The sequence below is a fragment of the Microcoleus sp. N9_A2 genome, assembly GCF_036701775.1.
Taxonomy (GTDB): Bacteria; Cyanobacteriota; Cyanobacteriia; order Cyanobacteriales; family Microcoleaceae; genus Microcoleus.
This window is the reverse complement of sequence record NZ_JAUBRH010000080.1, coordinates 1-23,574: the sequence shown is the minus strand read 5'-3', so window position 1 is coordinate 23,574 and position 23,574 is coordinate 1. Positions and strand designations below refer to the sequence as shown.

Annotated in this window: 18 protein-coding genes; 12 read left to right on the top strand and 6 right to left on the bottom strand. The window is 46.4% G+C overall.

Features of this window, described 5'->3' with window-relative positions; translation table 11 throughout:
* Positions 1-33 precede the first annotated feature (33 nt).
* Complete coding sequence (locus QUA44_RS27605) at positions 34-171, top strand: hypothetical protein (RefSeq protein ID WP_445243707.1); 138 nt, start codon at positions 34-36, stop codon at positions 169-171.
* Positions 172-299: 128 nt separating this feature from the next.
* Here QUA44_RS27605 and QUA44_RS27600 read toward each other — a convergent pair whose 3' ends face one another.
* The 3 genes from QUA44_RS27600 to cbiD form a co-directional block, all read right to left on the bottom strand.
* On the bottom strand, positions 300-515 hold the full coding sequence (locus tag QUA44_RS27600) for a hypothetical protein (RefSeq protein ID WP_006631949.1): 216 nt from the start codon (positions 513-515) through the stop codon (positions 300-302).
* Positions 516-1,025: 510 nt separating this feature from the next.
* The gene (gene guaA / locus QUA44_RS27595; RefSeq protein ID WP_445243706.1) at positions 1,026-2,627 is read right to left on the bottom strand and encodes a glutamine-hydrolyzing GMP synthase; all 1,602 of its coding nucleotides are present in this window, start codon (positions 2,625-2,627) and stop codon (positions 1,026-1,028) included.
* 353 nt (positions 2,628-2,980) lie between these two features.
* Positions 2,981-4,102, bottom strand: a complete 1,122-nt coding sequence (cbiD, locus tag QUA44_RS27590) for a cobalt-precorrin-5B (C(1))-methyltransferase CbiD (protein WP_333256274.1) — start codon at positions 4,100-4,102, stop codon at positions 2,981-2,983.
* A gap of 134 nt (positions 4,103-4,236) precedes the next feature.
* Here cbiD and QUA44_RS27585 point away from each other — a divergent pair, with 134 nt between their 5' ends.
* From QUA44_RS27585 to QUA44_RS27570, 4 genes are all read left to right on the top strand, one after another.
* Positions 4,237-4,392, top strand: coding sequence for a hypothetical protein (locus QUA44_RS27585; RefSeq protein ID WP_333256277.1), 156 nt, complete (start codon positions 4,237-4,239; stop codon positions 4,390-4,392).
* 637 nt (positions 4,393-5,029) lie between these two features.
* Positions 5,030-6,463 carry an MFS transporter gene (locus QUA44_RS27580; RefSeq protein ID WP_333256280.1) on the top strand — a complete coding sequence of 478 codons (1,434 nt, stop codon included), beginning with the start codon at positions 5,030-5,032 and terminating at the stop codon, positions 6,461-6,463.
* Between the two features lie 400 nt (positions 6,464-6,863).
* Positions 6,864-9,635 carry a phospholipase effector Tle1 domain-containing protein gene (locus QUA44_RS27575; RefSeq protein WP_333256283.1) on the top strand — a complete coding sequence of 924 codons (2,772 nt, stop codon included), beginning with the start codon at positions 6,864-6,866 and terminating at the stop codon, positions 9,633-9,635.
* 213 nt (positions 9,636-9,848) lie between these two features.
* Positions 9,849-11,051 (top strand): catalase, encoded by a 1,203-nt coding sequence (locus QUA44_RS27570; protein WP_333256286.1) that lies wholly within the window; start codon positions 9,849-9,851, stop codon positions 11,049-11,051.
* A gap of 272 nt (positions 11,052-11,323) precedes the next feature.
* Here the strand turns inward: QUA44_RS27570 and rpsD are convergent, their stop codons facing one another.
* Positions 11,324-11,932 (bottom strand): 30S ribosomal protein S4, encoded by a 609-nt coding sequence (gene rpsD / locus QUA44_RS27565; protein WP_293143096.1) that lies wholly within the window; start codon positions 11,930-11,932, stop codon positions 11,324-11,326.
* Between the two features lie 197 nt (positions 11,933-12,129).
* Here rpsD and QUA44_RS27560 point away from each other — a divergent pair, with 197 nt between their 5' ends.
* Positions 12,130-12,759: a hypothetical protein gene (locus QUA44_RS27560; RefSeq protein ID WP_333256291.1), complete on the top strand. Its 630-nt coding sequence runs from the start codon at positions 12,130-12,132 to the stop codon at positions 12,757-12,759.
* Positions 12,760-12,843: 84 nt separating this feature from the next.
* Positions 12,844-13,191 carry a rhodanese-like domain-containing protein gene (locus QUA44_RS27555; RefSeq protein ID WP_333256294.1) on the top strand — a complete coding sequence of 116 codons (348 nt, stop codon included), beginning with the start codon at positions 12,844-12,846 and terminating at the stop codon, positions 13,189-13,191.
* Positions 13,192-13,369: 178 nt separating this feature from the next.
* Here the strand turns inward: QUA44_RS27555 and QUA44_RS27550 are convergent, their stop codons facing one another.
* A complete protein-coding gene (locus QUA44_RS27550; RefSeq protein ID WP_333256297.1) occupies positions 13,370-15,094 on the bottom strand; it encodes an AAA-like domain-containing protein in 1,725 nt (574 codons plus the stop codon).
* A gap of 302 nt (positions 15,095-15,396) precedes the next feature.
* Between QUA44_RS27550 and metK the strand changes: the two genes are divergently transcribed.
* The 5 genes from metK to QUA44_RS27525 all read left to right on the top strand — a co-directional run bounded on the left by metK (position 15,397) and on the right by QUA44_RS27525 (position 22,927).
* Positions 15,397-16,659 (top strand): methionine adenosyltransferase, encoded by a 1,263-nt coding sequence (gene metK / locus QUA44_RS27545; protein ID WP_333256299.1) that lies wholly within the window; start codon positions 15,397-15,399, stop codon positions 16,657-16,659.
* Positions 16,660-16,862: 203 nt separating this feature from the next.
* Complete coding sequence (locus QUA44_RS27540) at positions 16,863-18,038, top strand: family 10 glycosylhydrolase (protein WP_333256302.1); 1,176 nt, start codon at positions 16,863-16,865, stop codon at positions 18,036-18,038.
* Between the two features lie 460 nt (positions 18,039-18,498).
* Entirely contained in the window at positions 18,499-20,415 is a 1,917-nt protein-coding gene (locus tag QUA44_RS27535) for a HEAT repeat domain-containing protein (protein ID WP_333256305.1), read from the top strand.
* An 88-nt stretch (positions 20,416-20,503) separates the two neighbouring features.
* Positions 20,504-20,836, top strand: coding sequence for a hypothetical protein (locus tag QUA44_RS27530; RefSeq protein WP_333256308.1), 333 nt, complete (start codon positions 20,504-20,506; stop codon positions 20,834-20,836).
* 126 nt (positions 20,837-20,962) lie between these two features.
* On the top strand, positions 20,963-22,927 hold the full coding sequence (locus QUA44_RS27525; protein ID WP_333256310.1) for a HAMP domain-containing sensor histidine kinase: 1,965 nt from the start codon (positions 20,963-20,965) through the stop codon (positions 22,925-22,927).
* 160 nt (positions 22,928-23,087) lie between these two features.
* Here QUA44_RS27525 and QUA44_RS27520 read toward each other — a convergent pair whose 3' ends face one another.
* Positions 23,088-23,405, bottom strand: a complete 318-nt coding sequence (locus QUA44_RS27520) for a hypothetical protein (protein WP_333256313.1) — start codon at positions 23,403-23,405, stop codon at positions 23,088-23,090.
* Between the last annotated feature and the right edge of the window lie 169 nt (positions 23,406-23,574).

Below are 23,574 nucleotides of genomic sequence, written 5' to 3'. Positions count from 1 at the left end.
GCGGACTGTGGTTTTAAATGGGGTAAAATCGATTTGTCTGTTCGTTCAGTGCTTTGTCCCAGTTGTGGTACTGAGCAAGATAGAGATCAAAATGCTTCAAGAATGATACAAAAAGTCGGGATGGGGAATCGCCACGACTCAAAACGGGCGCGCTCGGGATTGTCAGACTAGCAACGGTTAGCAGATCCCGATGAAGCGTCAAGAATCACCGCGTCTTCAGACCGGTGAGTATTTCAATGGTCTAAACTTTCCCAATCGAAAGCTCTTTTAGAGTGTCGAGTTCTCAACGAGCTTTCTGCTTACGAGACGATGGAGAGTTCATCACTGACTTGAATCCGACCTTTGACCAGGGAGCGAATCAGACGATCGAGTGAGCCACGTTCTTCTTCACTGATGGACTCATCAAGGATGGCGGCCATCATGCCGTAGCGGTCAGCCTTGGTAACGCGGTGAGTATCGGTGACAGTGGCGATTAATTCGTTGATAGCGCCGGGGAGAAGATTAACTGGAGACATGGGATTGTTTTGAACTCGACACCTTAATCATCTCGTGGTTTCTCCTAAGAGCAAGTGATGGTGCTGGTTTTTTTCCGTGATAATACTGAAAATATTCGGTGAACCAAGTCCGTGTTACCAGTGATCGAAGTCACAACATTGAAACCAATGCAGCGGTGGAACAATTAGAACCCACATTCGGCCCTTTGACTATCACACCGTGATAATTTTCGTCTTGCACGAGTCTTAACTTCCTGCTGTGCAAAAGTTTCAGACCTTCATAGGAAGAACTACCTCTTTTTCAACTACTTGTCAACAAGTAACGACTGTTGACTTTTTATCAAAAATCAAAATAAGGAATGCGGGATTAAATAACTTCCACAAGTTGGTGGGATGGGCGTCCCGCCCGTCCAAAAAGGATGGGCGGGACGCCCATCCCACAATAACAATTAAAATTGTAAGTTATTTAATTCGCGATCCTAAGTAGACAGACCAAAAAATCTGTCCGCCTACTTAATCGCTAACTAGAAATCACTCCCACTCGATCGTACCCGGCGGCTTAGAAGTAATATCGTAAACCACCCGGTTCACCCCCTTAACCTCATTCACAATCCGGTTCGATATCAGTTCCAACAAATCGTAAGGAACCCGCGCCCAGTCAGCCGTCATCCCGTCTTCACTCTTAATAAATCGCAAGACGATCGGGTAAGCATAAGTGCGCTGATCGCCCATCACGCCTACACTGCGAATCGGCAGCAAAACTGCAAAAGCTTGCCAAAGTTCACCGTACAATCCGTGCCGGTTGATTTCTTGGCGAACAATGAAGTCAGCATCCCGCAAAATATTTAGTCTCTCTGGGGTAACTTCTCCTATAATCCGAATCGCCAATCCCGGGCCGGGGAAAGGTTGTCGGTTCACGATTTCTTCGGGAAGCCCGATCGACCGGCCGACTTTTCGCACCTCATCCTTAAACAGTTTTCGCAGCGGTTCAATCAGCTTAAATCGCAAATCTTTCGGCAAACCGCCGACGTTGTGGTGGCTTTTAATTTTAACAGCAACTCGATCGCCACTTTTCGGGTCTGCATTAGTGTCAGCCGACTCAATCACATCAGGATAAAGAGTGCCTTGGGCGAGGTAGTCGAAGGGGCCCAGACGCTTCGATTCGGCTTCAAATACGTTAATAAATTCGTGACCTATCCGCTTGCGTTTTACTTCAGGATCGGTTATCCCTTCAAGTTGAGCTAAAAAGCGTTCGCGAGCATTAACATATTCAACGTCAATGTGGAATTGCTCTTTAAATAATTTTACCAACCGTTCTGGTTCATACTTCCGCATAAACCCTTGGTCGATAAACATACAGGTAAGTTGGTCGCCGATCGCCTTGTGCAGCAAGAAAGCCAAAGTAGAAGAATCTACACCACCGGATAGAGCCAGCAAAACTCGTTTATCCCCCACTTGCTCTCGAATTTCGCGAATCGATTCCTCAACAAAAGTAGCGGTCGTCCAAGTCGGTTCGCACTCGCAAATGTGGTAAACAAAATTGCGAATTAAAGCTATTCCGCCGATCGAGTGAACTACTTCTGGGTGAAACTGAACCCCGTACAAATTTTTCTCGTGGTGAGCAACAGCAGCAGACGGAGTATTGTCCGTGTGAGCGAGGATCTCAAAACCCGTCGGCAGCTCAGTACAGGAGTCTCCGTGACTCATCCACATCGTGCTGCCTTCTTCGACATTTGTCAGCAAATCCGTAGGATCGTCAATAAATAGCGATGCCTTGCCGTATTCGGCTAACTTAGCCCGCTCAACCGTGCCTCCGAGCTGCTTTACCATCAACTGCATCCCGTAACACACTCCCAACACCGGTATTCCCAAATTCCAAATTTCTGGGTCGCAGTGGGGTGCTTTTTCATCGTATACAGAACTCGGGCCTCCTGAAAGAATAATTCCTTTAGGATTGATAGCTTTTAACTGTTCTGCCGTAGTCCGGTAAGAAATAACTTCTGAATATACTTGAGTTTCACGAATTCGACGAGCAATCAGTTCGGAATATTGCGAACCGAAGTCGAGAATCACGATCGTCTGGCGATCGATATGCCCCAGAGAAAAGTTTGTGAGGTCTGATTCATTTTTTATTTGAGTAGTCACGGTTATTGCGTAATTGCTAATTGCTAATTGGGCAGAAAGTAGGGGAGGTATTTGTCCCGGCTTCACTACAAGACTGAGGAAGGCGAGCAAGCATTAGTCGCTAGGAATAAATCTTATTTATACTAGATTGCAGTCAGCGCTCGTAGTCTATTAATTAGGTAGGGCAAGCATAGATTTACTTCAATCCTTACCCTACCTAATTAATTAATTAAACTCTGGCATCAAAAACTGCGTCCCCAAGCAACCTAGTATAATTAAGGTCTAGGGACAAAGAATTATTACTTGTTAAATATTATCCCTGAGCGATGTTTTAAACAGAATTCAGGGATATTCACACTACATTAACAAATTTGGGTCAAAAATGTATCTCCTATTTCACTTTTAACAATAATTTTGCGATCGCGCCCGAACATCACCGAGCCCACGGGGATGTGCAAGTTAGTGTGAGTAAAAATGCAATCCGATGACCGCAAGTCTATTTGTCGGGCGATGTCGCCGTAAATTCGATCGACCCAATTGCTCCCAAACTCGGCGTCCAAAGCCCGCAGTTGCCCGAGAGCCTCTTCGGCTGTCGCTGCCGCAAAAATTGCGGAACACGCATCGGCAGGCATTCCAGCTTTAGCACAGTAAGCTGTGAGAATTTCCCTGCGCCCGTCAGCGAGGTGGTGGTGAGTGTGAAAAATTCCTGCAGCCAATTTCATCAGTTTCCCGTGATAGCCAAAGAGCAAAATTGACTGCACGCCCTGATATCCTGCTTCTACCAGCAGCGGGCCGAGCCAGTTAGCGGTTTTGACTAGCCTAGAGGGATTAATCCCCAGTTGTCGCGCCAAGTCCAAACCGTTTTCGCCGATGCAGAAAACCAAACAGTCAAACAGTTCGGCTTTTTGTTGCAGTTGTTCGCGGTAAAGTTCCAACTGTCCAGGGGCGCTCAGGGGTTGAGAAATGCCAGTTGTACCCAGCAGCGAAAGTCCTTCTACCACCCCGAAAGCTTCGTTAGAAGTGCGGGTGGCTAGTTGCCGCCCAGACGGCAGAATCAGGGTGACAGTAATTTTTTCGGACGGTGCGAGTTCTCGGCTCAGATTTGATCGCAACAGCCGCATCGCGTAATCATAGATTGCCGCTCCTCCACCTGCTTTATGATGTCCAATTCCCTCGCCACCAACAATCTGTATTTGTTCCCCCTCTCCTTCTCTCCCCAATTCCACCATTGCCCAAACGGGGGTATTGCGAGTCAGATCGAGATTGTCCCCCGGATCCGAGCGAGTCACTCCTAAAGCGGTACCAGTTTTGAGTACAGACGCCTGTTCGATCGGAATTTCTGCCGTTATTTGCGGTTCCAGTAAATTTACTGATACGCTATCAACAGACTGGATACCTGCGCGTAAGCACCGCAAACCTGCAAGTGCGGCCGCACAGGCAAATACTGGCAGTGTATACCCGGATAAAGGTTGAGTTTTTGTCACAATCTAATGCAAGAATCCGTAAATTTGCTGGCGATCGACATTACGCCGTAGCAGTGATGCCCCTCAAACATTTAAGCTTAATTTTAGGGTTTGCGATTATCACCAGTTAGGGTAATTTTTGTCAAGTAATAATTTTGTCCTACCAGTTGCCGATCGCAGCCACACTTTTCTTGAGGTGCGTTAGCGGAACCCTCGTAGAGGATCGCCAACAACCGACTCCGAAGCCTTACGGACACGTGTCGGTGATTTCACAAAAAACCCGGAATCTCGATCGCGATCGCTGGCACTGAACAAACGGATTCCAGGAATTAGGTAGGGCTTGCTGAAAAAGCCCACAAATCGAATCTAGGTGCCAAACAGCTTGAAAAATGGGAGATTCGGAGATGGGTTCCCAAATTTACTCCACAATTTTCCACCGAAATCCAAGGATTTTGAGCCAAAAAACGTCATAACGAGAGCACTTTTTTGTGTTTAAAAATCTTGAAACCCTTGGCAGTCATAGCTTCTAGTTCTATTCAGCAATCCCTAGGTACAAATCGTCCTTCAGCTATACTCTGCAAGTCGATCGTCTTTCATTCTATAGATTTAGCTAGCCGTAAAGGTTTAAGAGCGGAATGGAGGATCGGGCGCGAAATTTGTTTTGGCCTTTGGGGAACTTGTTTGAGGCGGAATTCGAGCAATTTTTGGCAGGCGAAATGCTGGGATCGCTTCCTGGTTAAGCCCTACAACCTACTTTTTTACAATTACCAAATTTATATCTTCCAAGCGGTTGATGTCCTAGCGATTGCCAGTCATTTATATTGATATGAATTACCCGGACGTGCCAGTCCTACTTTCGAGCGAACCTCTTGAAGGTGGGGCTGGTTTTATCTAACCCTATTACTTCAATTCTCCAATCTACAATCTACAATCTACAATCGATTGACTATGGTTGAACCAGTTGCAGAGTTAAATGAACCTCTATCTCTTCAGACTCCAGAAATAGTAGACCCGAAAATATTTCAGCTCGTTCTCTCTGCAAAAACAGCTCTCAAATTTTCCAAAAAAGACGTTCGATCAACCCTGAAAGCCTCAACTCTAGACGGCATTTTTGCCACTATCTTCGAGTCGGCGACCACCGGCGTGCTGCTGAGCAACTTCTTGCTGCAACTCGGCGCGAGCAGCGTGGAAATAGGTATATTCTCGGCTATTCCTATGGTGGTAAATCTCCTGCAACCACTAGGAGCCTACATCGCAGACCGCACAACCAGTCGCCACTGGTACAACCTATTTGTATTCGGCGCGTCGCGGCTGCTGTGGCTGGTACTCGCGGTGGCAATTGTTTGGGGTTCCCAGCACGCAGACTCTCACCAACTGCTGCAATGGACGCTGGTAACAGTCGTAGCAGCTAGTGTGCTGGCAGCTTTTGCCAATTCTAGCTGGTTCAGTTGGATGGCTGCTGTGGTTCCTCAGCGCTTGCGGGGACGCTATTTTGGCTTTCGCAACAGTGCTGTGAGCCTCATCACTTTGCTGGGAGTGCCGCTGATGGGATTGGGAGTGTCAACTTGGGGCGCCGATCCAATTTTCGGCTACGGTATTGTTTTATTGGTGGGTGTTTTGGCGGGAATGATTAGTTTGGGGTGTCAATTCTTCATGGTTGACGTGAATCCGCAGCTATATAAAAAAGATGCAAAGAGCGATAGACTTACAGAGAAAAAATCAAAGCAAATAACAGATTTTGTGCCTTCTGTGCTGAAAGATTCTAATTTTTTAATGTTTATTCTTTACTTCAGTGTGTGGACATTTGCTGTTAATCTCAGCGCGCCTTTTTTTAATATCTACCTGCTGAAAAATTTAAGCTTGGATGTGAGTTTGGTAACGATTTACACCAGCTTAAGTTGCGGCGCAAATCTACTGCTGCTGATGTTTTGGGGTAAGTTGGCCGATCGCTGGGGAAATCGCCCCCTGCTAATTGCGGTGGGGCTGGTGGTGGCGATAACGCCTTTGCTGTGGTTGGGTACGGGCAATTACCCGTTTGCCCTATGGGTGTGGCTGCCGCTGCTGCACTTGTTGGGGGGAACGACTTTAGGCGCGATCGGGCTGTGTAGTAACAATATTCAAATGGAGATAGCGTCGATCGAGCAACCTTCGACTTATTTTGCGATCGCCGCTGCGGTTTCGGGATTAGCTGGGGCTTTGGGAACTACCGCCGGTGGCTTTCTTGCCGAACTTCCGGGGATGAGTTTGGGAGCACTGTTTGCTCTCTCGGCTGCTGTGCGGCTGGTAGGCTTGCTGCCTTTGATTTTGGTGCGAGAACCTCGTAGCCAGTCGCTGCGGTCGATCGTCCCCACTTTTGGACGTTTCAAATTTAACCGGGGCTAGGAAATTTTCGTACAAATTTACCGATCGAGAAACCAAAAAAAACCACAGATTGTTAAAAACTTCAAGCACATCACAGAAAATCTGAGAGTAACTGAAACAACTTTTAACCCCAAATACAGCCCAAATCTGCTATGGGTGCGGCCAATACGTCATTTTTTACGTTAATAAATATAAATAAAATTGACTTTTTAATACAAGAAACTAGACGAGATGGTGTTTTGGGACTAATATCCTGAGAATGCAAATAGCTAAAGATTGCCCAGCCACATAACAATTTCGAGCAAAAAATTAGCCGCGATCGCCGTCAGGCGATACAAAAACGGGAATTGGCAATTCTCTTGTAACCGATTACCAATGACAGCTCGTTCTCAAATTTCAGATGCAAGGAGAGAATCTAAAAATGAAACGTCTGATCGTTTGCTGTGATGGAACTTGGCAACAACTAAATAGTAGTTACCCAAGTAATGTGATTAAGCTTGCCCAAGCAGTGAAATCGAGCGCCAGTGACGGGGTTCCGCAGATCGTGTTTTATGACGAGGGAGTTGGATCGGACAGTAACAAGATTTTGGGCGGAGCCACTGGACTGGGAATCGATAAAAATATACAAGATGCCTATCGTTTTCTTTCTCTCAACTATGAGCGTGGTGACGAAATCTATCTATTCGGGTTCAGTCGCGGTGCTTACACAGTCAGGAGTCTAGCGGGGATGATCCATTGCTCCGGTCTCCTAGACCGCCCTCATATTACCAGAGCATCTGAAGCTTACGAGCTTTACCGTAAGCGAGGCATTAAACCAAAGGATAAAGAAGCAGTCGATTACCGCAAAGATTATGGCGATCGCGTCCCCATCGCCTTGCTTGGTTGTTTCGACACCGTTGGAGCCCTTGGTATTCCTGTTCTACCCGCCTTCAAGAAGTATGACGAACAGCTCAAGAAAAGGTACAGATTCCACGACACCACTTTAAATAAGTCGATTCAGAATGCGTTGCACGCCGTGGCGATCGACGAAGTTCGCGAAATCTTTGATGTTACCCCTATGAAGAAAAATCCTGATGTTGAAAACCAGAGAGTTATTCAAGTTTGGTTTCCAGGATCGCATTCTTGCATCGGCGGTGGCACCGAAGAATACAGCGGTTTATCAGATACTGCCTTGCAGTGGATGTTGGATTCAACCGGTAAGCTTGGATTGGGGCTTGAATTCGATCCAAGTGTCATTCCCACAGGTATCAATCCCAATCATGAAATTGATTTTAAAAACGATCCTGGGTTCTTCAAATTGGCAGGAATCAAGTTCCGCCAGGTGGGCGATGCCATTGAGGATCTTCATGAAAGCACGCTCAAGCGTTTGGAAAGCCGAAAGGACTACCGCCCCAAAAATCTAGAAAGCTTTTATCTAAACTTAAATCCAATTGAAGAGGATAGAAAAGACTCGATCAAGAACCCGGAATTGAGGCTTGGCAATCAATCGAATCTACAAGAACCAAAAGGAAAAACCATATCCAATCTACAAGAACCAAAAGGAAAAACCATTATGTCTTCAAAAAGAGACACATCAAGAGACGGATTTAAAAACAAAATCGAGACTTTGCTTTTAACTAACTTGAAACCGTTTTGGAGCTTCATTCAAAGCAACGAGGGGCTGAGCAAAAAAGTTAACAAAACTCTGATTAACAATGCCATTCTAAAAATTCCAACTCGCCCCTATCCGTTTAGTGCCATGTCTCCCTACACCTCTTGGGATTCATTAAACGATCGCACTTATTCCGGACTCCAACTACCGCCTACGGATTGGAAGCCCTTAACGGATAAAAACTACATAGGGGTTAATTTAGCTCCCACAGATAATTTTGAAAAGAATCTTCCAGATGTCAAGGAACTGGAAATCTTGTATCGCAAAAGAGGAAAGACTAAATACTCGCCCAAATCCTCTCTGATTTTCCCGTATTTCGTGCAATGGTTTACCGACAGTTTCCTGCGAACCGATCGACTGGATCAGCGCAGAAATAGTTCCAACCACCAAATTGATCTGTGTAACGTCTATGGGTTGAACGCAAATATTACTAAGCTGCTGAGGTGTCATCAAGGAGGAAAGCTAAAAAGCCAAATTATTAATGGCGAAGAATATCCTCCTTTTTACTATGATGAGAACGGACAGCCTAAAGAAGAATTCAACGGAATTCCCCATCTAATAGTCGGTGACAATGAAAAAAAAGCTGACAAAATCCCCTATCAAAAGAGACAAAAATTATTTGTAATGGGGATAGAGTTAGAGCGTGTAAATGTGCAAGTGGGCTATGTAATGCTCAACGTTCTTAGCTTAAGAGAACATAATCGCGTGTGCGACCTCTTGGCAAGGAACTATCCAACTTGGGATGATGAACGCCTTTTCCAAACCGCCAGAAATATCGTGATGGCAGAGTTTCTGAAAATTGTGCTAGAGGATTATATCAACCACATTACTCCCTATAACTTCCAATTTTTCACAGATCCCCCAGCATTTAATAATGAAAAATGGTATCGCACCAATTGGATGTCGGTAGAGTTTACTTTAGTTTATCGTTGGCATAGTATGCTGCCCGATAAGCTGATCCATGACGGCAAAGAAATGTCTATGCCGGAGACGATGTGGAACAATGATATGATTATCAACAAGGGTTTGGGAGCTATGTTTGAAGAAACTTGTTCCCAACCAGCAGCGCAATTGAGTTTATTCAATACGCCTGAGTTCCTGATTCCAACCGAGACAGCCAGCATTCGTGTAGGTCGTGCGGCGAAATTAAGAAGCTATAACGATTACCGCGAACTGTGTAAGTATCCACGGGTGACTGATTTTACTCAAATTACTAGCAATGAAGATGTCCAAAAAGAATTGAAACGATTGTACGGTCACGTAGACAACATTGAGTTGTATGTTGGACTCTATGCAGAAGATTTGCGGCCAAATTCAGCCTTACCTCCTTTAGTCGGACGACTGATAGGAATTGATGCCTTTTCTCAAGCTTTCACTAATCCTCTGCTAGCCGAAAATGTCTTCAATCCAGAAACTTTTTCACCTGTAGGTTGGGAAGAGATTAGGAAGACCAAGACCCTCTCGCAGGTGTTGAATCGTAATGTTACTCCCGGTAAAGAGTACAGAGTTTCTTTTTATAATGAGGGTTGGAAACCAGCTTAAGGAGCCTTGCAACACTAGCTGTAAGGTGCGTCGCTACCTTTAAATCCTAAAAAAGAGCGACAATCTCGTAGCGACGCACCTTACAGGGTGAGCGTAAACAACCCTCCGTTGCACCTCGCCCAACACTCATGATTGTTGCAAGAGGGAGAATTGGTATTAGAGAGGGAAAAATGCCAACCATTATCGCCCCAATTAGCTTTTAAAAGGTTATTTATGAGCAAGAAGTTATTTACAGAATATCCCGAACAGGACGAACGCAAATACTACGATCTTTTGGTTGAGCAGGCCAAGCTTCGGATGGATAATCTTTACGGGGATAAGGATCGGGCGCTGCGAGATACTCACGCCAAAACTCATGCTTGCGTTAAAGGAACTCTGGAAATTTTTGATTTTGATGAGGAAGCGATTAAACGGGAATTGGGCAAACGCGCCTCGTTAACTGCTTCGCAACTCAATGCGATTTCCATTAAGCAAGGTTTGCTAGCAAAACCCAAAAAATATCCTGTTTGGTTGCGATTTGCTAACGGGGCTACCAAAGTAGCCAATGATTACGCCAAAGATTCGCGCTCAATTTCAGTGAAAGTGATGGGGGTGGAAGGGGAACGACTCACACAAAGCCACGAGTCAAAAACCCAGGACATCATTGTTCACAATTCAGAGATATTTGTGAGCCAAACCATCAAAGACTACTACGGCTTTTTTTCTGCTCTTGTTGAATCACCAGATACATTGAAAAAGTGGCTAATGCGACATCCCAGACACTTTCTAGCGGTGTCAACGCTTACGGGTAGCCGGACTCCGAAGAGTTTGCTAACAGCAAAATATTGGAGCGGTTCACCCTCTGCTTTGGGTCTCAGTCCCGATTTCGATCCCTCCCAGCCTGGTCTAGTTCCTGTCGAATATCCTGCTGTAATTAAGTATGGGTTTACTCCGGTTTCATGCGAACCACCGCACGAGATAATTCCAGAACAATCTCGACCTGGAATTCCTAAATTTCCCTTTGTCGATCGCGCTAAAGCCTTGGGTTTAGATCCCAAACAACCAGACGATTATTACCGGAATGATCTAATTCAAGCCTTGGCGAAACCTGATGCCCAATACTGGTGGGATTTTGGCATCCAGTTCCAAACGAGCCTAAAAATGCCGATCGACGATGGCATCAATGTCTGGAAAGAACAGGACTCACCATTCTTGAGAGTAGGTCGTCTCACAGTCAAGCATCAGATTATTGATTATGAAAAACAATCTGATTTCAACGAAAACCTGAGATATTCTCCCTGGAACGGCTTAGCAGTTCATCGTCCAGTAGGTGCGATCAATCGGATACGGGGTGTTGTTTACCCGGTTGTAGCGAATTATCGCCTTCAAAAGCGAGGTCTTGTCCACCAAGAACCAACCGGAGAAGAAACTTTTTAATGGAATAATTTGAGGCTGGGACATCATTTAATGCCATCAGGCAGGTGTCGTCTGAGCAAATGGCAACTCAAGGAAGTTAACAAGCGAAACCTTCAAAAAATCCCATCCCTTTTTAGGGGGTGGGAGTGTAGAAAATTATGAATTCTTAGTCCTCAGTCCTTAGTCCTTACTATTCAGTAGCAATTAATCAATAACTGGGTTCCTACCCAATTATTAATTATTCTGCTAGCAACCAACTGATAACTAATGACCAACAACTGATGACTAATAAATTAAGCTTGCCGCGAGTAGTATTCCACCACTAGCAGTTCGTTAATCTGAAGAGCAATCCATTCGCGTTCGACAATGCCGTTAACTTTGCCAACCAGTTTTTGCTTATCAAATTCCAAGTGACTGGGCAAGTGAGCCAAGCCCGGGTCTTTGAGATTAGCTTCAACCATTGTGCGCGATCGCTCTCTATTTTTCACTGCAATCACTTCACCAGGCTTGCACTGATAGCTGGCGATATTGACTTCACGGTCGTTGACAGTTATGTGACCGTGATTTACCAATTGTCTAGCGGACGGAATGGTTGGAGCCATTCCCATCCGAAACACAGTATTGTCCAAGCGCATTTCCAAGAATTGCAGTAACACTTGACCTGTGGAGCCGGTGACACGGCGGGCTTTGCGGACGTAACGGAGCAGTTGGCGTTCCGTCACACCGTAATTGAAACGGAGTTTTTGCTTTTCTTGCAAGCGAACCGCATACTCAGAGAGCTTTTTACGGTTTTGACCATGCTGCCCAGGCGGATAATCGCGTCTGGGAGTTTTGCGGGTGAGACCCGGCAACTCTTTCAGGCGACGGACGATTCTTAATCGGGGGCCTCGATATCGAGACATTTATTTTCCTCTCTAATCTCTGTATGCAATTTTATGCAGACTCTATATTATATGTTTGTAACGGTCAAAATTCTCACAAATATCAATAAAAAAATCGATCGACCGCAGGGCGATCCATAATGTGCGGTAAATTCTGAAGGAAAAGCCGATCGCTCGATCGCCCCAATCAGCCAAAAAAACTCACTACTCGATCTGCCATGCACAACCGCAATTTTTCCCACACTTCTTCCCCAAAGCCAGCACCGACAGGCTCAAACCCTACCGCGCGCTGGATATTGGCTTTCGGCACGCAGCTAGCAGCACTTGGTTTGTTGGCCACAGCACTGCCAATCTCACCAGCATCAGCCATCACTATTAGATTCCCTCGCTCTAGGAATCCCTATCGCGTCTGCGCCCTGGAACTAATCGAAGCCGGAGTGGGAGCAGAGGCCGCCGCCGCCGCTTGTGCTGACGCCCTCCGCCCCCGCGACATATCTAAATGCGCCCTCCAAATCAACCGCAAAACCAATATTTCGGGTGTGGAAGCGCTCTCTAGCTGTCGGCGGGTGAGGCGTCCCAAGGAATTGGCTAGTTGCGTAGTGAATATTAACGGCAAAAGTCGAACTCAACCTGCGGCTCCCCTGGTAGTGCTCGATGGATGCCGCCGCAGTTTATTGCCACAACAGTTTGCTGAATGCGTAGTCGGTTTGAGCGGCAGGCTCGACTTTCCCACTGACCGGTTAATCGCCACCTGTCTTGACCCCAGGGACAGTGTGAGCCAGTTGGACGGGCGCCCTGCACCTACCCCTCCTGTGGAGCTAATTCCACCGCCTTCGCCCCTCAATTAATAACGGTTGACTGTTAACGGTTGACTGTTAACGGTTGACTGTTAACGGTTGACTGTTAACGGTTGACTACTTTTTCCTAATCAAATGTCAGAAATTTTTGCTCAAATTACAGTCGAAGAATTAGGTCGCCAATTAGCCACAACCAATGCTGAGAAATTGCAGCTTGTAGACGTGCGGGAACCTTACGAAATTGAGCTGGCTGCGCTGCCGGGATTTGTAGCTTTTCCGCTGAGCGAGTTTGCCGAATGGTCTGGTGAAATTGATGCTCGACTCGATCGCGACAAAGAAACCCTAGTTCTGTGCCATCACGGAGTGCGATCGGCTCAAATGTGCCACTGGTTAGCCACTCAAGGATTTACCAACGTTAAAAATATTGTTGGCGGCATAGATGCTTACTCAATGGTGGTCGATCGAACCGTCCCCCGCTATTAATTTGATGTCCGCTTCAACTACCACAAAATTGGTTCGGGCGGACATGATATAGCCTTTCTCAAAAAGGTGAGGTACAGGTTGAGATTTTAGATTGGGGGATTGGGGAATTGGGGGATTGAGGGATTGAGGGATTGATTGGTCAATACCTCATCTTTCTGAGAACTGCTATATATGAATCCTAATTAACAGCAGCAAATCGAAAATTCAAAAGCGTGCTCATAGTCAGCCGATCGCGCCCCTGCCTTTTCGAGTCATAAAGAGCCTCATCAGCCGCCAGTAGCAGCGTTGTCGCATCATTTTCCTCGCTCGGAACAACGCTGGCAATTCCCAAACTAATCGTTAATACAGAATTAGGTAGACCGTCAACACTGTCCGGGTTGAAAACAATATTCAAAGCTTTCACTTTCGCTCTAATTTGTTCGGCAACAACCACAGCCGCCGACGCATCAGTTTCTGGTAAAATCACAGCAAATTCCTCGCCCCCGTAGCGAGCAGCTACATCAGCAGGACGCTGGAGCGATCTGCGAATTGTCTGAGCTACCGATCGCAAACACTCATCTCCTGCTTGATGTCCGTAGGTATCATTATATATTTTGAAATAATCGAGGTCGCACAAAATTAAAGATATCGGATACCCCTCGCGATCCATGTGTTTCCATTCCGTTCGCAAGCAACTATCAAAATATCGTCTGTTACCAATTTGAGTAAGTTCGTCCACATTCACCAAAGCTTGCAGCCTTTGATTTTCTTGTTGCAACTCCTCAAAACGAACCACCGACAACTTGTCCTGGCACAAATTTTGCCCTTGAAAATACAGGCGATATAATTCGCAAGACAAACTACAGTTATTTCCCTCTAATTTGACCAGTCCCATGCTCTCTAACTGATAAGCCATCAAAGGTTCAAGGTGAATGCTATTTTTAGCAGCGACAACTTGTTGGAATGCAGAGGCGAGTTCGGGCTGCTGTTGAATGGCGATCGACTGATTTTGCAAGTAGTCGCTATAAATCCCGCTGTGAGTATGAGCTGCTGTTAACAATTCTGCCAACTCGGCTAGCCCGAGTTCCTGCCCTGGTTCATCCCGATCGACTGAGAGGCGATTTTGTTGCAAAATTGCCAGGTGATACAGCGCTAAATGCACTAAATAAGGATGCCCGCCTACCATGTTCATTAATTGCTCGATCGGATCGATCTCGCTCCAGTTCAGTCCGTGTCTGCACGCCAAATCTTGAACTTTTTCAGCAGTAAATTCTGAGAGTTTAATCGGCATTCCTACATTAAATGGAGATTGATTAAGCCTCAAAGCAATATAAATTTCTGTCGAATGAATAACAACGGTGCGGAGTTTTTGCCAAGTTTTGCTAGCGCGAGCTTGTTCATACCAAAAACGGATCACCGACAGAAAATCTTGAGCAATGTTTGTGCGTTCAAATACTCGATTTATTTCGTTTATAACCAAGACAATGGGACTGTCAATTTGTGCGAGCAAATAGTTTTCAAAGTAAATAGTGCAGCTTACCTTGCTGCCCATATCTTCATCCCAGAATTCATCAATATTTGGTTCGAGTTTGAGTTGCCGAGCGACATTGACACAAAGCCAGCGCAAAAATTTATCTAAACTAGCAAAAACCGCTGCGTCGGCTTGCTGAAAGTCTACAGTTACTGTGTGGTATCCATGATCGACTGCCGCGTGAATTATCCGCAGCATCAGCGAACTTTTGCCCATTTTTTTGGGAGCTTTAATGCGAACAAGGCCTCCGGGTTTGCTAATTTCTGCACAGGCCAGGGCTTCGGCCCCCGAGCGATCAATATAAAATCGAGAGTCAAGCGGTATGGGGCCGCCGGGAAATTCTAAGTCGGCAACTGTTTGGATCAAGTTTGGTGATTTTTGGAGTCCTGCCATAGTCCTTACACAAGGCGATACCCTGACTGTATCTTACCTTTGTCAGGTTAGGAGCTAGACGATCGGTGTCCAAGATCGATCGACAATCCTACAAAATCTAAGTTTTTAGGGACTTCCCGGAACTGACTTTGCTATAGTAGTGTCACTTTACCCAATCTCAAACCCTGCTTCAACACGGCTCTACAGACCGACAAAAATTCGACGGTAGCCCAGACGCGCTCATTCTTGGCCTTTACCTGAAAAATAACTCGTTGGTCGTCGATGTCGCGCAGGAAGAGTCCCCATCTAAGGAGAAATAATCATTGTCACGTCGCTACCTGTTTACCTCTGAATCGGTCACTGAAGGCCATCCCGATAAAATCTGCGATCAAATTTCAGATACGATTTTAGATGCCTTACTGACTGAAGACCCCAAAAGCCGCGTCGCAGCGGAAGTTGTCGTCAACACCGGCTTAATGCTGCTGACGGGCGAAATTACCACTAAAGCTCAGGTAAATTACATAGAATTAGCCCGGAAAAAAATAGCCGATATTGGCTACATCCACGCTGACAACGGCTTTTCCGCCAATAGTTGCTCTGTGTTGGTAGCTCTTGATTCTCAGTCTCCCGATATTGCTCAAGGGGTGAATACAGCCCACGAAAGCCGGGAACAATCGAGTGAAGAGGAATTAGACGCCATTGGAGCCGGCGACCAAGGCTTGATGTTTGGCTTTGCTTGCAACGAAACGCCGGAATTGATGCCTCTGCCGATTAGTTTAGCGCACCGGATTTGCCGTCAACTGGCAGCAGTCCGCAAAACCGGTCAGTTATCTTACCTGCGTCCCGACGGCAAAAGCCAAGTTACGGTGATTTACGAGGACGGCAAACCTGTTGGCATAGATACGATTTTAATTTCTACGCAGCACACTGAAACGATCGGCGATATCACAGAAACGCTCGCAGTTCAAGCCAAGATTAAAGAAGACCTTTGGGCTGCAGTTGTCCAACCCGTGTTTGCCGATATTAGCGTGAAGCCGGATGCAGAAACTCGCTTCCTTGTCAACCCCACCGGCAAATTTGTGGTCGGCGGGCCTCAAGGAGATTCGGGTTTGACGGGTCGCAAAATTATTGTGGATACCTACGGCGGCTATTCCCGCCACGGCGGCGGCGCTTTTTCTGGGAAAGACCCCACCAAGGTAGACCGCAGCGCGGCTTATGCTTGTCGCTATGTTGCTAAAAATATCGTGGCTGCTGGTTTGGCCGAAAAGTGTGAAGTGCAGTTGAGTTATGCGATCGGCGTTGCGCGGCCTGTTAGCATGATGATCGAAACTTTTGGCACTGGTAAAGTTGATGACGATCGCCTTTTAGAAGTTGTGAAGCAGCATTTTGAACTTCGTCCTGCGGGCATCATTCAAGCATTTAACTTGCAGAATTTGCCTGCTGAAAGAGGCGGCCGTTTCTATCAAGATGTGGCGGCTTACGGTCACTTCGGACGCACTGATTTAGAGTTGCCTTGGGAGGAAACTGATAAGGCGGAACTTTTGAAAGAAGCTTTGAGCCAGAAGTTGTCTGGAGTAGCTGGATAGTACAATTTATGGGTGCGCGCAGCGCACCTTATCCATAAATAATATCGGGTGCTACCAATGAATATAGGGTGCGTACTCCGCACCTTATCCATAAATAATATAGGCGGTTCTTCGGCGAATCTTATCCATAAATAATACCGGGTGCTACCAATCAATAACCTAGCGGGCGCAGTGCCCACCTTCAAAGAAAAAAACATAAATAAATGCGATTTTTCAGACCTTTTCAATCAGCAATTCGCAGTTTTGTCTCTTCCCTCCAACAGCGGTTGGGGACTACTGGAGTTTCTGCACCAAATCCCGCAGCCCTGCCAAGTTCGTTGGCGACTAACAATCCCGGTGGAATTCGCGGCGTTTGGATAACCACCACTGACTCCAAAGTTCTCACATCAAAAGAGCGAATTGCTGAGGGAATGAACTTTCTCGCCGATACGGGATTTAATACCGTTTTTCCTATAATTTGGAGCCAGGGTTATACGGCTTATCCTTCTAAAATTATGCGAGAAAAATTTGGGGTGGAAATTGACTCGCGCTATCAAGGTCGCGACCCCTTAGCAGAAATATGTGTTGAGGCCAAGAGAGCGGGTTTAAAAGTTATTCCTTGTTTTGAATACGGATTTGTGAGTTCTTACAATCGCAAGGGCGGTCATTTGCTGGCGAAAAAACCTGAGTGGACCGCCCGTGAAGCCAGCGGCAATTTACTTAAGAAAAATAACTTTGACTGGATGAATTCTCTTGACCCAGAAGTGCAAGACTTTGTGCTGGGGTTGATGCTGGAAGTGGCTAAGAATTATCCGGTAAACGGGGTTCAAGGAGACGATCGCATTGCGTTTCCGGTAGAAGGCGGTTACGACGAAAAAACGGTTAAACGCTATCGAGAAGAATGCGGTAAAGCAGCGCCGTCGGATTGTAAAGAACAACATTGGTTACAGTGGCGTGCTAATATTATTACTGAGTTTGTAGCTCGTTTACACCGAGAAGTGAAAGCTATTAATCCTGATTTGTTGCTATCGATGTCGCCGAGTCCTTATGACTGGGGACTGGTGGAATATTTGCAAGATTCTAAAGCTTGGGTTGACAAAAACTTGGTGGATCTGCTTCACCCGCAGTTTTATCGTCGCGATTTTAATGCTTACAAACAATTGGTCGATAAAATGATGTCGGGACAGCTTAGCGGGCAGCAAGTAAAGTGCGTGTCGCCCGGTATTTTGTTGACGAATCGAGGTAGCAAATATAGCATAACTCCCGAGCTGTTGTTGCAAGTAATTGCTTACAACCGCTCTCAGGGCATTCAAGGAGAAGTGATGTTTTTTTACGAAGGTTTGCGAGATAACGATAACGCTTTGGCTAAGGTTTTGAAAAAAGGGCCCTATGCTCGTTGAGAGATTGTCCCGCAATCAAGCTGTTTCCGGTTGGCTGCGGTCAACCCCGCCGATCGCTATTTCAAAGCAAGTTGGTATAAAATAAGACGTTGCACCATTCTCAATAAGCTGGGATTAACAGGCAAGATGCCTGTTCCACAAAGGGTGAATTTTCTTGTGGAACAGGCATCTTGCCTGTTGCTGACAATGGTGCAAGATGTGAGTATAAAACGATATAGCAGAGTTAGGCTATCTCAAAACCCAGCAATGCCAAGCAGCAAGCGCTACTAATTGTCAAGGTGATCGCCAAACAAACCCGATAATTAATAATTGGGGAGTTGCAAAAATAGGGGAATGAGACATATTTTAGAAGTGGTGCAAGCTTTTTTTGATTAGAAGTAGCGTTTTGTAGACGCCATATTTTTTAAAGACAGCTTAAAAGAGCAATCTCAACCGCTCGCCAAAATATTAGGATAAATCAGTGACCTCAGCAGCAAGCCTCATCCAACAGCTACCCGAGCTCAGCGATGCTCAATTCCATCAAAAATATTTGAAACAAAAACAAGGGATGCACACCTTGGCGACTATATTGCCGCAAGTAGAACAGCAAAGTCTGGCTTTGCGGGCAGTAAAATTAGCTCTAAAAGTAAATTTAAAACTCGGCTCGAAGCTAGCAGGAACGGTAAAGCCAGAATTTCAAATAGCCACCATAAAATTAATCGAAAAAATCCCCACTTCGCCGCTGCTCAAAATTCAACTGCTGGCCCTAACAAGTTCCGATCGGGCAATTCCGATGCTGGTGGCGGCATTGAACCACAAAGAAAGTGCAGTGCGCCTTCATGGGATTCGAGCGATCGGGAAAATCGGCTCCGAAGCGGCAGTAATTGAATTAGCCCGATCGCTCGAATCCAAAGATTCCAAAATGCAAGCTTGGGCCGCTTGGGCTTTAGGAGAAATTGACTCGAAACCAGCCGCCGTAGCACTGCTCAAAGCCATCAAACACCCAGACTCCGGGGTGCGCGCCTGGGCTGTTTGGGCCTTGGGCAAAATTAACCAGAAAACAGCCGTCCCCGCGCTGCTGAAAGCCCTCAAACACCAAGACTCCGAGGTTCGCTGGCGGGCGGCGGTCAACTGCGGGAAAATCGGCGTCTCTGAGGTAGTTCCCGGGCTGCTGAATGCCCTCAGAGACGAAAATCACATCGTCCGCGCTAGGGCGGCGGCCGCTTTGGGGAAAATCGGCGATTGTGAGGCAGTACCCGGCTTAGTAGAATTGCTTCACGACGATCCCGACTCCTATGCAGTTTCTTTGAGGGCCGCCGAGGCCTTGGGACAAATCGGCACGGAAACGGCTGTGGCGGGTCTGGTGCAAGCCCTCAACCATGACGACTCAGACGTGCGCGGCAGTGCAGTTTCTGCCTTGGGGGAAATCAGCAGTGAGGTGGCTATGGTGGCGGTAATCGGCTCGCTCTCGGATCGAGACATTTTCGTGCGCGGCCGGGCGGCGGTTGCCCTTGGGAACATCAATACAGAGGGAGATGCGAAATTGCAAAAAATGGTGGTCGCGGGACTGGCGATCGCAATTGGCGACAGCGAATCTTATGTACGGTGGAGAGTTGCTGCTGCTTTGGGGGAAATTGGGACAGAGGAAGCTGTGGCAGGTTTGGTGCGGTTGCTGGGGGACGAAAATTCTGGAGTGCGCCAAAAGGCTGTTAAATCCCTCGGTCAAATTGGCTCAACGGCTGCTATTGTTGCTCTGGAAACAGCTTTAAATCGCGAATTTGCTGACGTTCGGGCGCTGGCTGTCCAATATTTGGCGGATGTCAGCACTGAGGCAGAAACAGTTGATTTTGTTCCCTCAGTCTCTGCAGATTTATCGGGTGAAAAACTGCCGAAAATTCTGATTGCTTCGCAAGCAGAAGCCAGCGAATACATTGTTGAGCGCGCTGCGGGGCGCGAGATTAAATACCTGATCTCGATCGGCAGTCCGGGCTTGCCCGATCCCAAAACTTTTCATCAAATCCAGAACCGAATGTGCCTGGAGTTTAACGACCTCGACACCCCCGTTGACGACCCCGATCAAATCTTGCCTACCTTTGAGGATGTACTTAAAATTATTGACTTTGCCCTCAAAATGTCGTCGCAGGGAGGCAGTTTGCTGATCTGCTGCCAAAGTGGGATCAGCCGTTCAACGGCCACAGCTTTGACTGTTTGTGCTGCGCTGTTGGGTCGTGGCAAAGAACGGGAAGCTTGGGCCGTTGTGCTTGCCGCCAGACCCCAAGCTAAGCCGAATCGCTGGATGGTACACTTGGCGGATGAAGCTTTGGGTAGAGACGGTAAGCTAGCACTGGCGATCGAATTGACTACCGCAACTCCAGAACTCGCAATCGCCAACAGTTGACTCGCAGCAACCGGGTTTCTTTTCGCAAGGGCTACAGTTATACTCAACTAACGACACTTCACCTCAGACTTGTCTTTGCGGGGCAACGATGCCAAAAGCCGATCGCCAGGGTGCAAAAGTTCGATCGGCTGCTGCATTTGTGACATTCTGTGCTAAGAAGTTGTCGGATGCTCAACAAAAACCGTCTAGCAATCGTCGCATTGCTGGCAGCAAAACTCCCAAGCTGAGGAATCGGGTGCATTGTCAACAGACAATATCAGCTTGGGGGAAGTCACAGGCAAAACCTATCAGACAGAATTTTCTGGCTGTAACATTCCACGCGGGGATAATTCACTGCGGGGATAAATTTTTATTTTTTTGCCTGCTGCAGACTTTTACGAGTCGAAAAAGTAATTTGGCAACAGTCATCAACCGAATTTAAGTTTCTACTCTGACTCGACAAGAGTTTCAGATGCTTTTTCGCAGATGTCTATGGTCAAATAGACAAGCTTTTCCATTGGGAGAACTTAAGAGCGTGGTAGATTTTAACAGCTTACAGCGGTTGCATATGTCAAAAATTAACTTGCTAAAAAAAACAGGGAACGAACCAAGTTTATCGGTTGCCGTTTGGGAATACCAAGGCGAGTTTAATCGAGAGTTAGAACCATTTAACCCGCAGAAAGAACCTGTGGCAACGCGAAAGGTAAACAAAAAAAATAGCAAGGTAGGTAAACTGATGCCGCTCTTTATTTCTGAACAAGTCGCTTCTCTAGAAACCGCACACAAGAAAATATCCAGCCAGGATTTTGTAGAAATACCATCCTTAAAAATCCGCAAAATGTTGCCATATAAAATTGGTGATTGGTCCATCCATAAAAAAATTGGTCGCGGGTATTTTCTGGCAATAGGAATCGGATTTTTGGGTTCTTTGAGCGGGCTGGTGATTGCCGATTACTACCAAGGACAAGGATTAAAACAATTCAATGACGCTCACATACAAGCGCAATTGCTCGGCAATTTTAAAGATGCAGCGCTGGCGGCACAATTGCAGGGAGCGCAGCTAGATTCTTTTGTAGATAATTCCGCCAAGCTGAAACTGCAAGAAGAGCAGTTTGTCAAGAGCATTTTTCAGGCAAAAGAGCTGCGGTTACGCATAGAAAAGTTTGCCGATAGCCAACCTGCTTGGCTGGCAGCAAAGCCGGAAGTTCTCAAAAGTTTACTACAAGATTGCACGGAAGATTTAGAATCCTATGCCGATGCTCTCAAGTCAACTTTGCAGCAAATCCAGCAATCGCAACTGTCACCTCGGGAGATAGAGTCTGCCAGAAAATTGTTGGCAACAGAAAGCGGAGAAGGTGTAAAACAGCTCAACAGCAGCCTTGAGAGATTGAGCCAAATCCTCGATATTGCCCAGCAGCAAGAGGGGCAAGGCGGTGAAGTGATGGAAGACGCTCAAGGAATGGAAAAAGCCATAATTATTATTAGTATGCTGCTGTCGGTCGTGGTAGCCGGAATGGTTGCTGACCGCACCAGTCGGGCGATCGCCAAACCTGTTATCAGCGTCACTCAGGTGGCCGAACAAGTAGCCGCTGAGTCTAATTTTGACTTGCGAGCACCCGTCACCGGACAAGGCGAAATCGGCTCTCTGGCTGCCTCTCTCAATCACCTAATCGAGCGGGTTTCGGGACATACAAAAGAATTAGAACAAGCTAAGGAAGTCGCCGTCGCTGCTAACACTGCTAAAAGCCAGTTTTTAGCAAATATGAGCCACGAATTGCGGACGCCTTTAAATGCGATTATCGGCTACAGTCAACTACTTTCAGAAGATGCCCAAGATGCGGGATGTGATGAGTTTGTACCCGACTTGCACAAGATTCAGAAGGCGGGCAGGCACCTTCTATCTTTGATTAACGATATCCTCGATTTGTCAAAAATTGAAGCTGGGGGGATGAAACTCGAAATCCAGGAGTTTGACATCCAATCCCTGGTTGACAATGTTGCGAGTGCCGCGAAACCGTTGGTAGAGAAAAATGGCAATGTTTTGGAGATTGAGTGCGATCGAACTGCGGGTATCATGCACGCAGATTTCAAAAAAGTGCGGCAGGTTTTGATGCACCTGCTGAGTAATGCTGCTAAGTTTACCAAAAACGGCAGGGTTAAACTGACTGTCAGGCGCATTGAAGGGAGTGGCAAATTGAATGCTGCAGGGCGATCGGCGATTGACAATTCAATGCCTGCCGATCAAACTCCTTCTGTGGCGATCGCTTGTCCTCTGCTGAATGTTGAAGAGTCGGATTGGATTTGTTTATCTGTTAAAGATACCGGAATTGGAATGTCGGAAGAACAACAGCACAAATTGTTTGAAGCTTTTGTGCAAGCTGACTGTTCATCAACGCGACAGTACGACGGCGCCGGATTGGGGCTGACACTTAGCCGCTACTACTGTCAGATGATGGGCGGGGAGATTTTGGTAGAAAGTGAGGAGGGGAAAGGGTCTATTTTCACTGTGCGGATACCGACGGGAAACGGGTGATGTGATGTTTGGGCGAGAGATTTAGGGGGTAGGCAGAGGGGCGAAAATTTATGTTTCAAACCTCTGGCTTTATGTCCAAATGCTTTAGTCTGGCTAGTGGGGGCGATCGAACAGAAAGATCAGGTTTCGCGATCGGGTTTTAGTTCTCCTTAATACTTCCCTAATCACGTTGAAATACATCTAAAACACTATATGGATACCAGTCTTGAGCATCAATATTGACGCCAATCACCAAGCATCGCTCTGCATAGGTTTCTGAAAATGACTGACCTGCAAGATTTCGCATAAATTCACGGCATTGAGCTTGTTGGGATTCTCGAAATGCTAAAAGTCCAACAGCCTCAGATCGCTGTGGAAGAGGCATAATGATTGAGTTAATATATTCGGGTTGTTGCCAGTTTTTCTTGAAGTTTTTTGTAACTCTTTTAAATTCTCTTTCAGCTTTGCGTTGAGCATCAAGGGGAACATTTAGCAACATCACTGCAACCTCTAACCAACGATAAGGACATCGTTCCTCAATACGAATCTGAATATCTTTCCACCATTTTATTAATTCTAAACTTGGCTTTTTTCGTAAGCGTTCAGGGGGTATAAAGAAGACGAAAAACCACCCCCAAAATCAAAAAATAAAATTAGGCAGCAGTCAA

Bases quoted from the DNA above. Each gene is read 5' to 3' on its own strand.
- QUA44_RS27575 (WP_333256283.1), top strand. From the start codon at position 6,864: ATGAAACGTCTGATCGTTTGCTGTGATGGAACTTGGCAACAACTAAAT.
- QUA44_RS27555 (WP_333256294.1), top strand. From the start codon at position 12,844: ATGTCAGAAATTTTTGCTCAAATTACAGTCGAAGAATTAGGTCGCCAA.
- rpsD (WP_293143096.1), bottom strand. From the start codon at position 11,932: ATGTCTCGATATCGAGGCCCCCGATTAAGAATCGTCCGTCGCCTGAAA.
- QUA44_RS27520 (WP_333256313.1), bottom strand. From the start codon at position 23,405: ATGTTGCTAAATGTTCCCCTTGATGCTCAACGCAAAGCTGAAAGAGAA.
- QUA44_RS27570 (WP_333256286.1), top strand. From the start codon at position 9,849: ATGAGCAAGAAGTTATTTACAGAATATCCCGAACAGGACGAACGCAAA.
- QUA44_RS27600 (WP_006631949.1), bottom strand. From the start codon at position 515: ATGTCTCCAGTTAATCTTCTCCCCGGCGCTATCAACGAATTAATCGCC.
- QUA44_RS27525 (WP_333256310.1), top strand. From the start codon at position 20,963: ATGTCAAAAATTAACTTGCTAAAAAAAACAGGGAACGAACCAAGTTTA.
- QUA44_RS27530 (WP_333256308.1), top strand. From the start codon at position 20,504: ATGCCAAAAGCCGATCGCCAGGGTGCAAAAGTTCGATCGGCTGCTGCA.
- QUA44_RS27560 (WP_333256291.1), top strand. From the start codon at position 12,130: ATGCACAACCGCAATTTTTCCCACACTTCTTCCCCAAAGCCAGCACCG.
- QUA44_RS27540 (WP_333256302.1), top strand. From the start codon at position 16,863: ATGCGATTTTTCAGACCTTTTCAATCAGCAATTCGCAGTTTTGTCTCT.
- QUA44_RS27580 (WP_333256280.1), top strand. From the start codon at position 5,030: ATGGTTGAACCAGTTGCAGAGTTAAATGAACCTCTATCTCTTCAGACT.
- QUA44_RS27550 (WP_333256297.1), bottom strand. From the start codon at position 15,094: ATGGCAGGACTCCAAAAATCACCAAACTTGATCCAAACAGTTGCCGAC.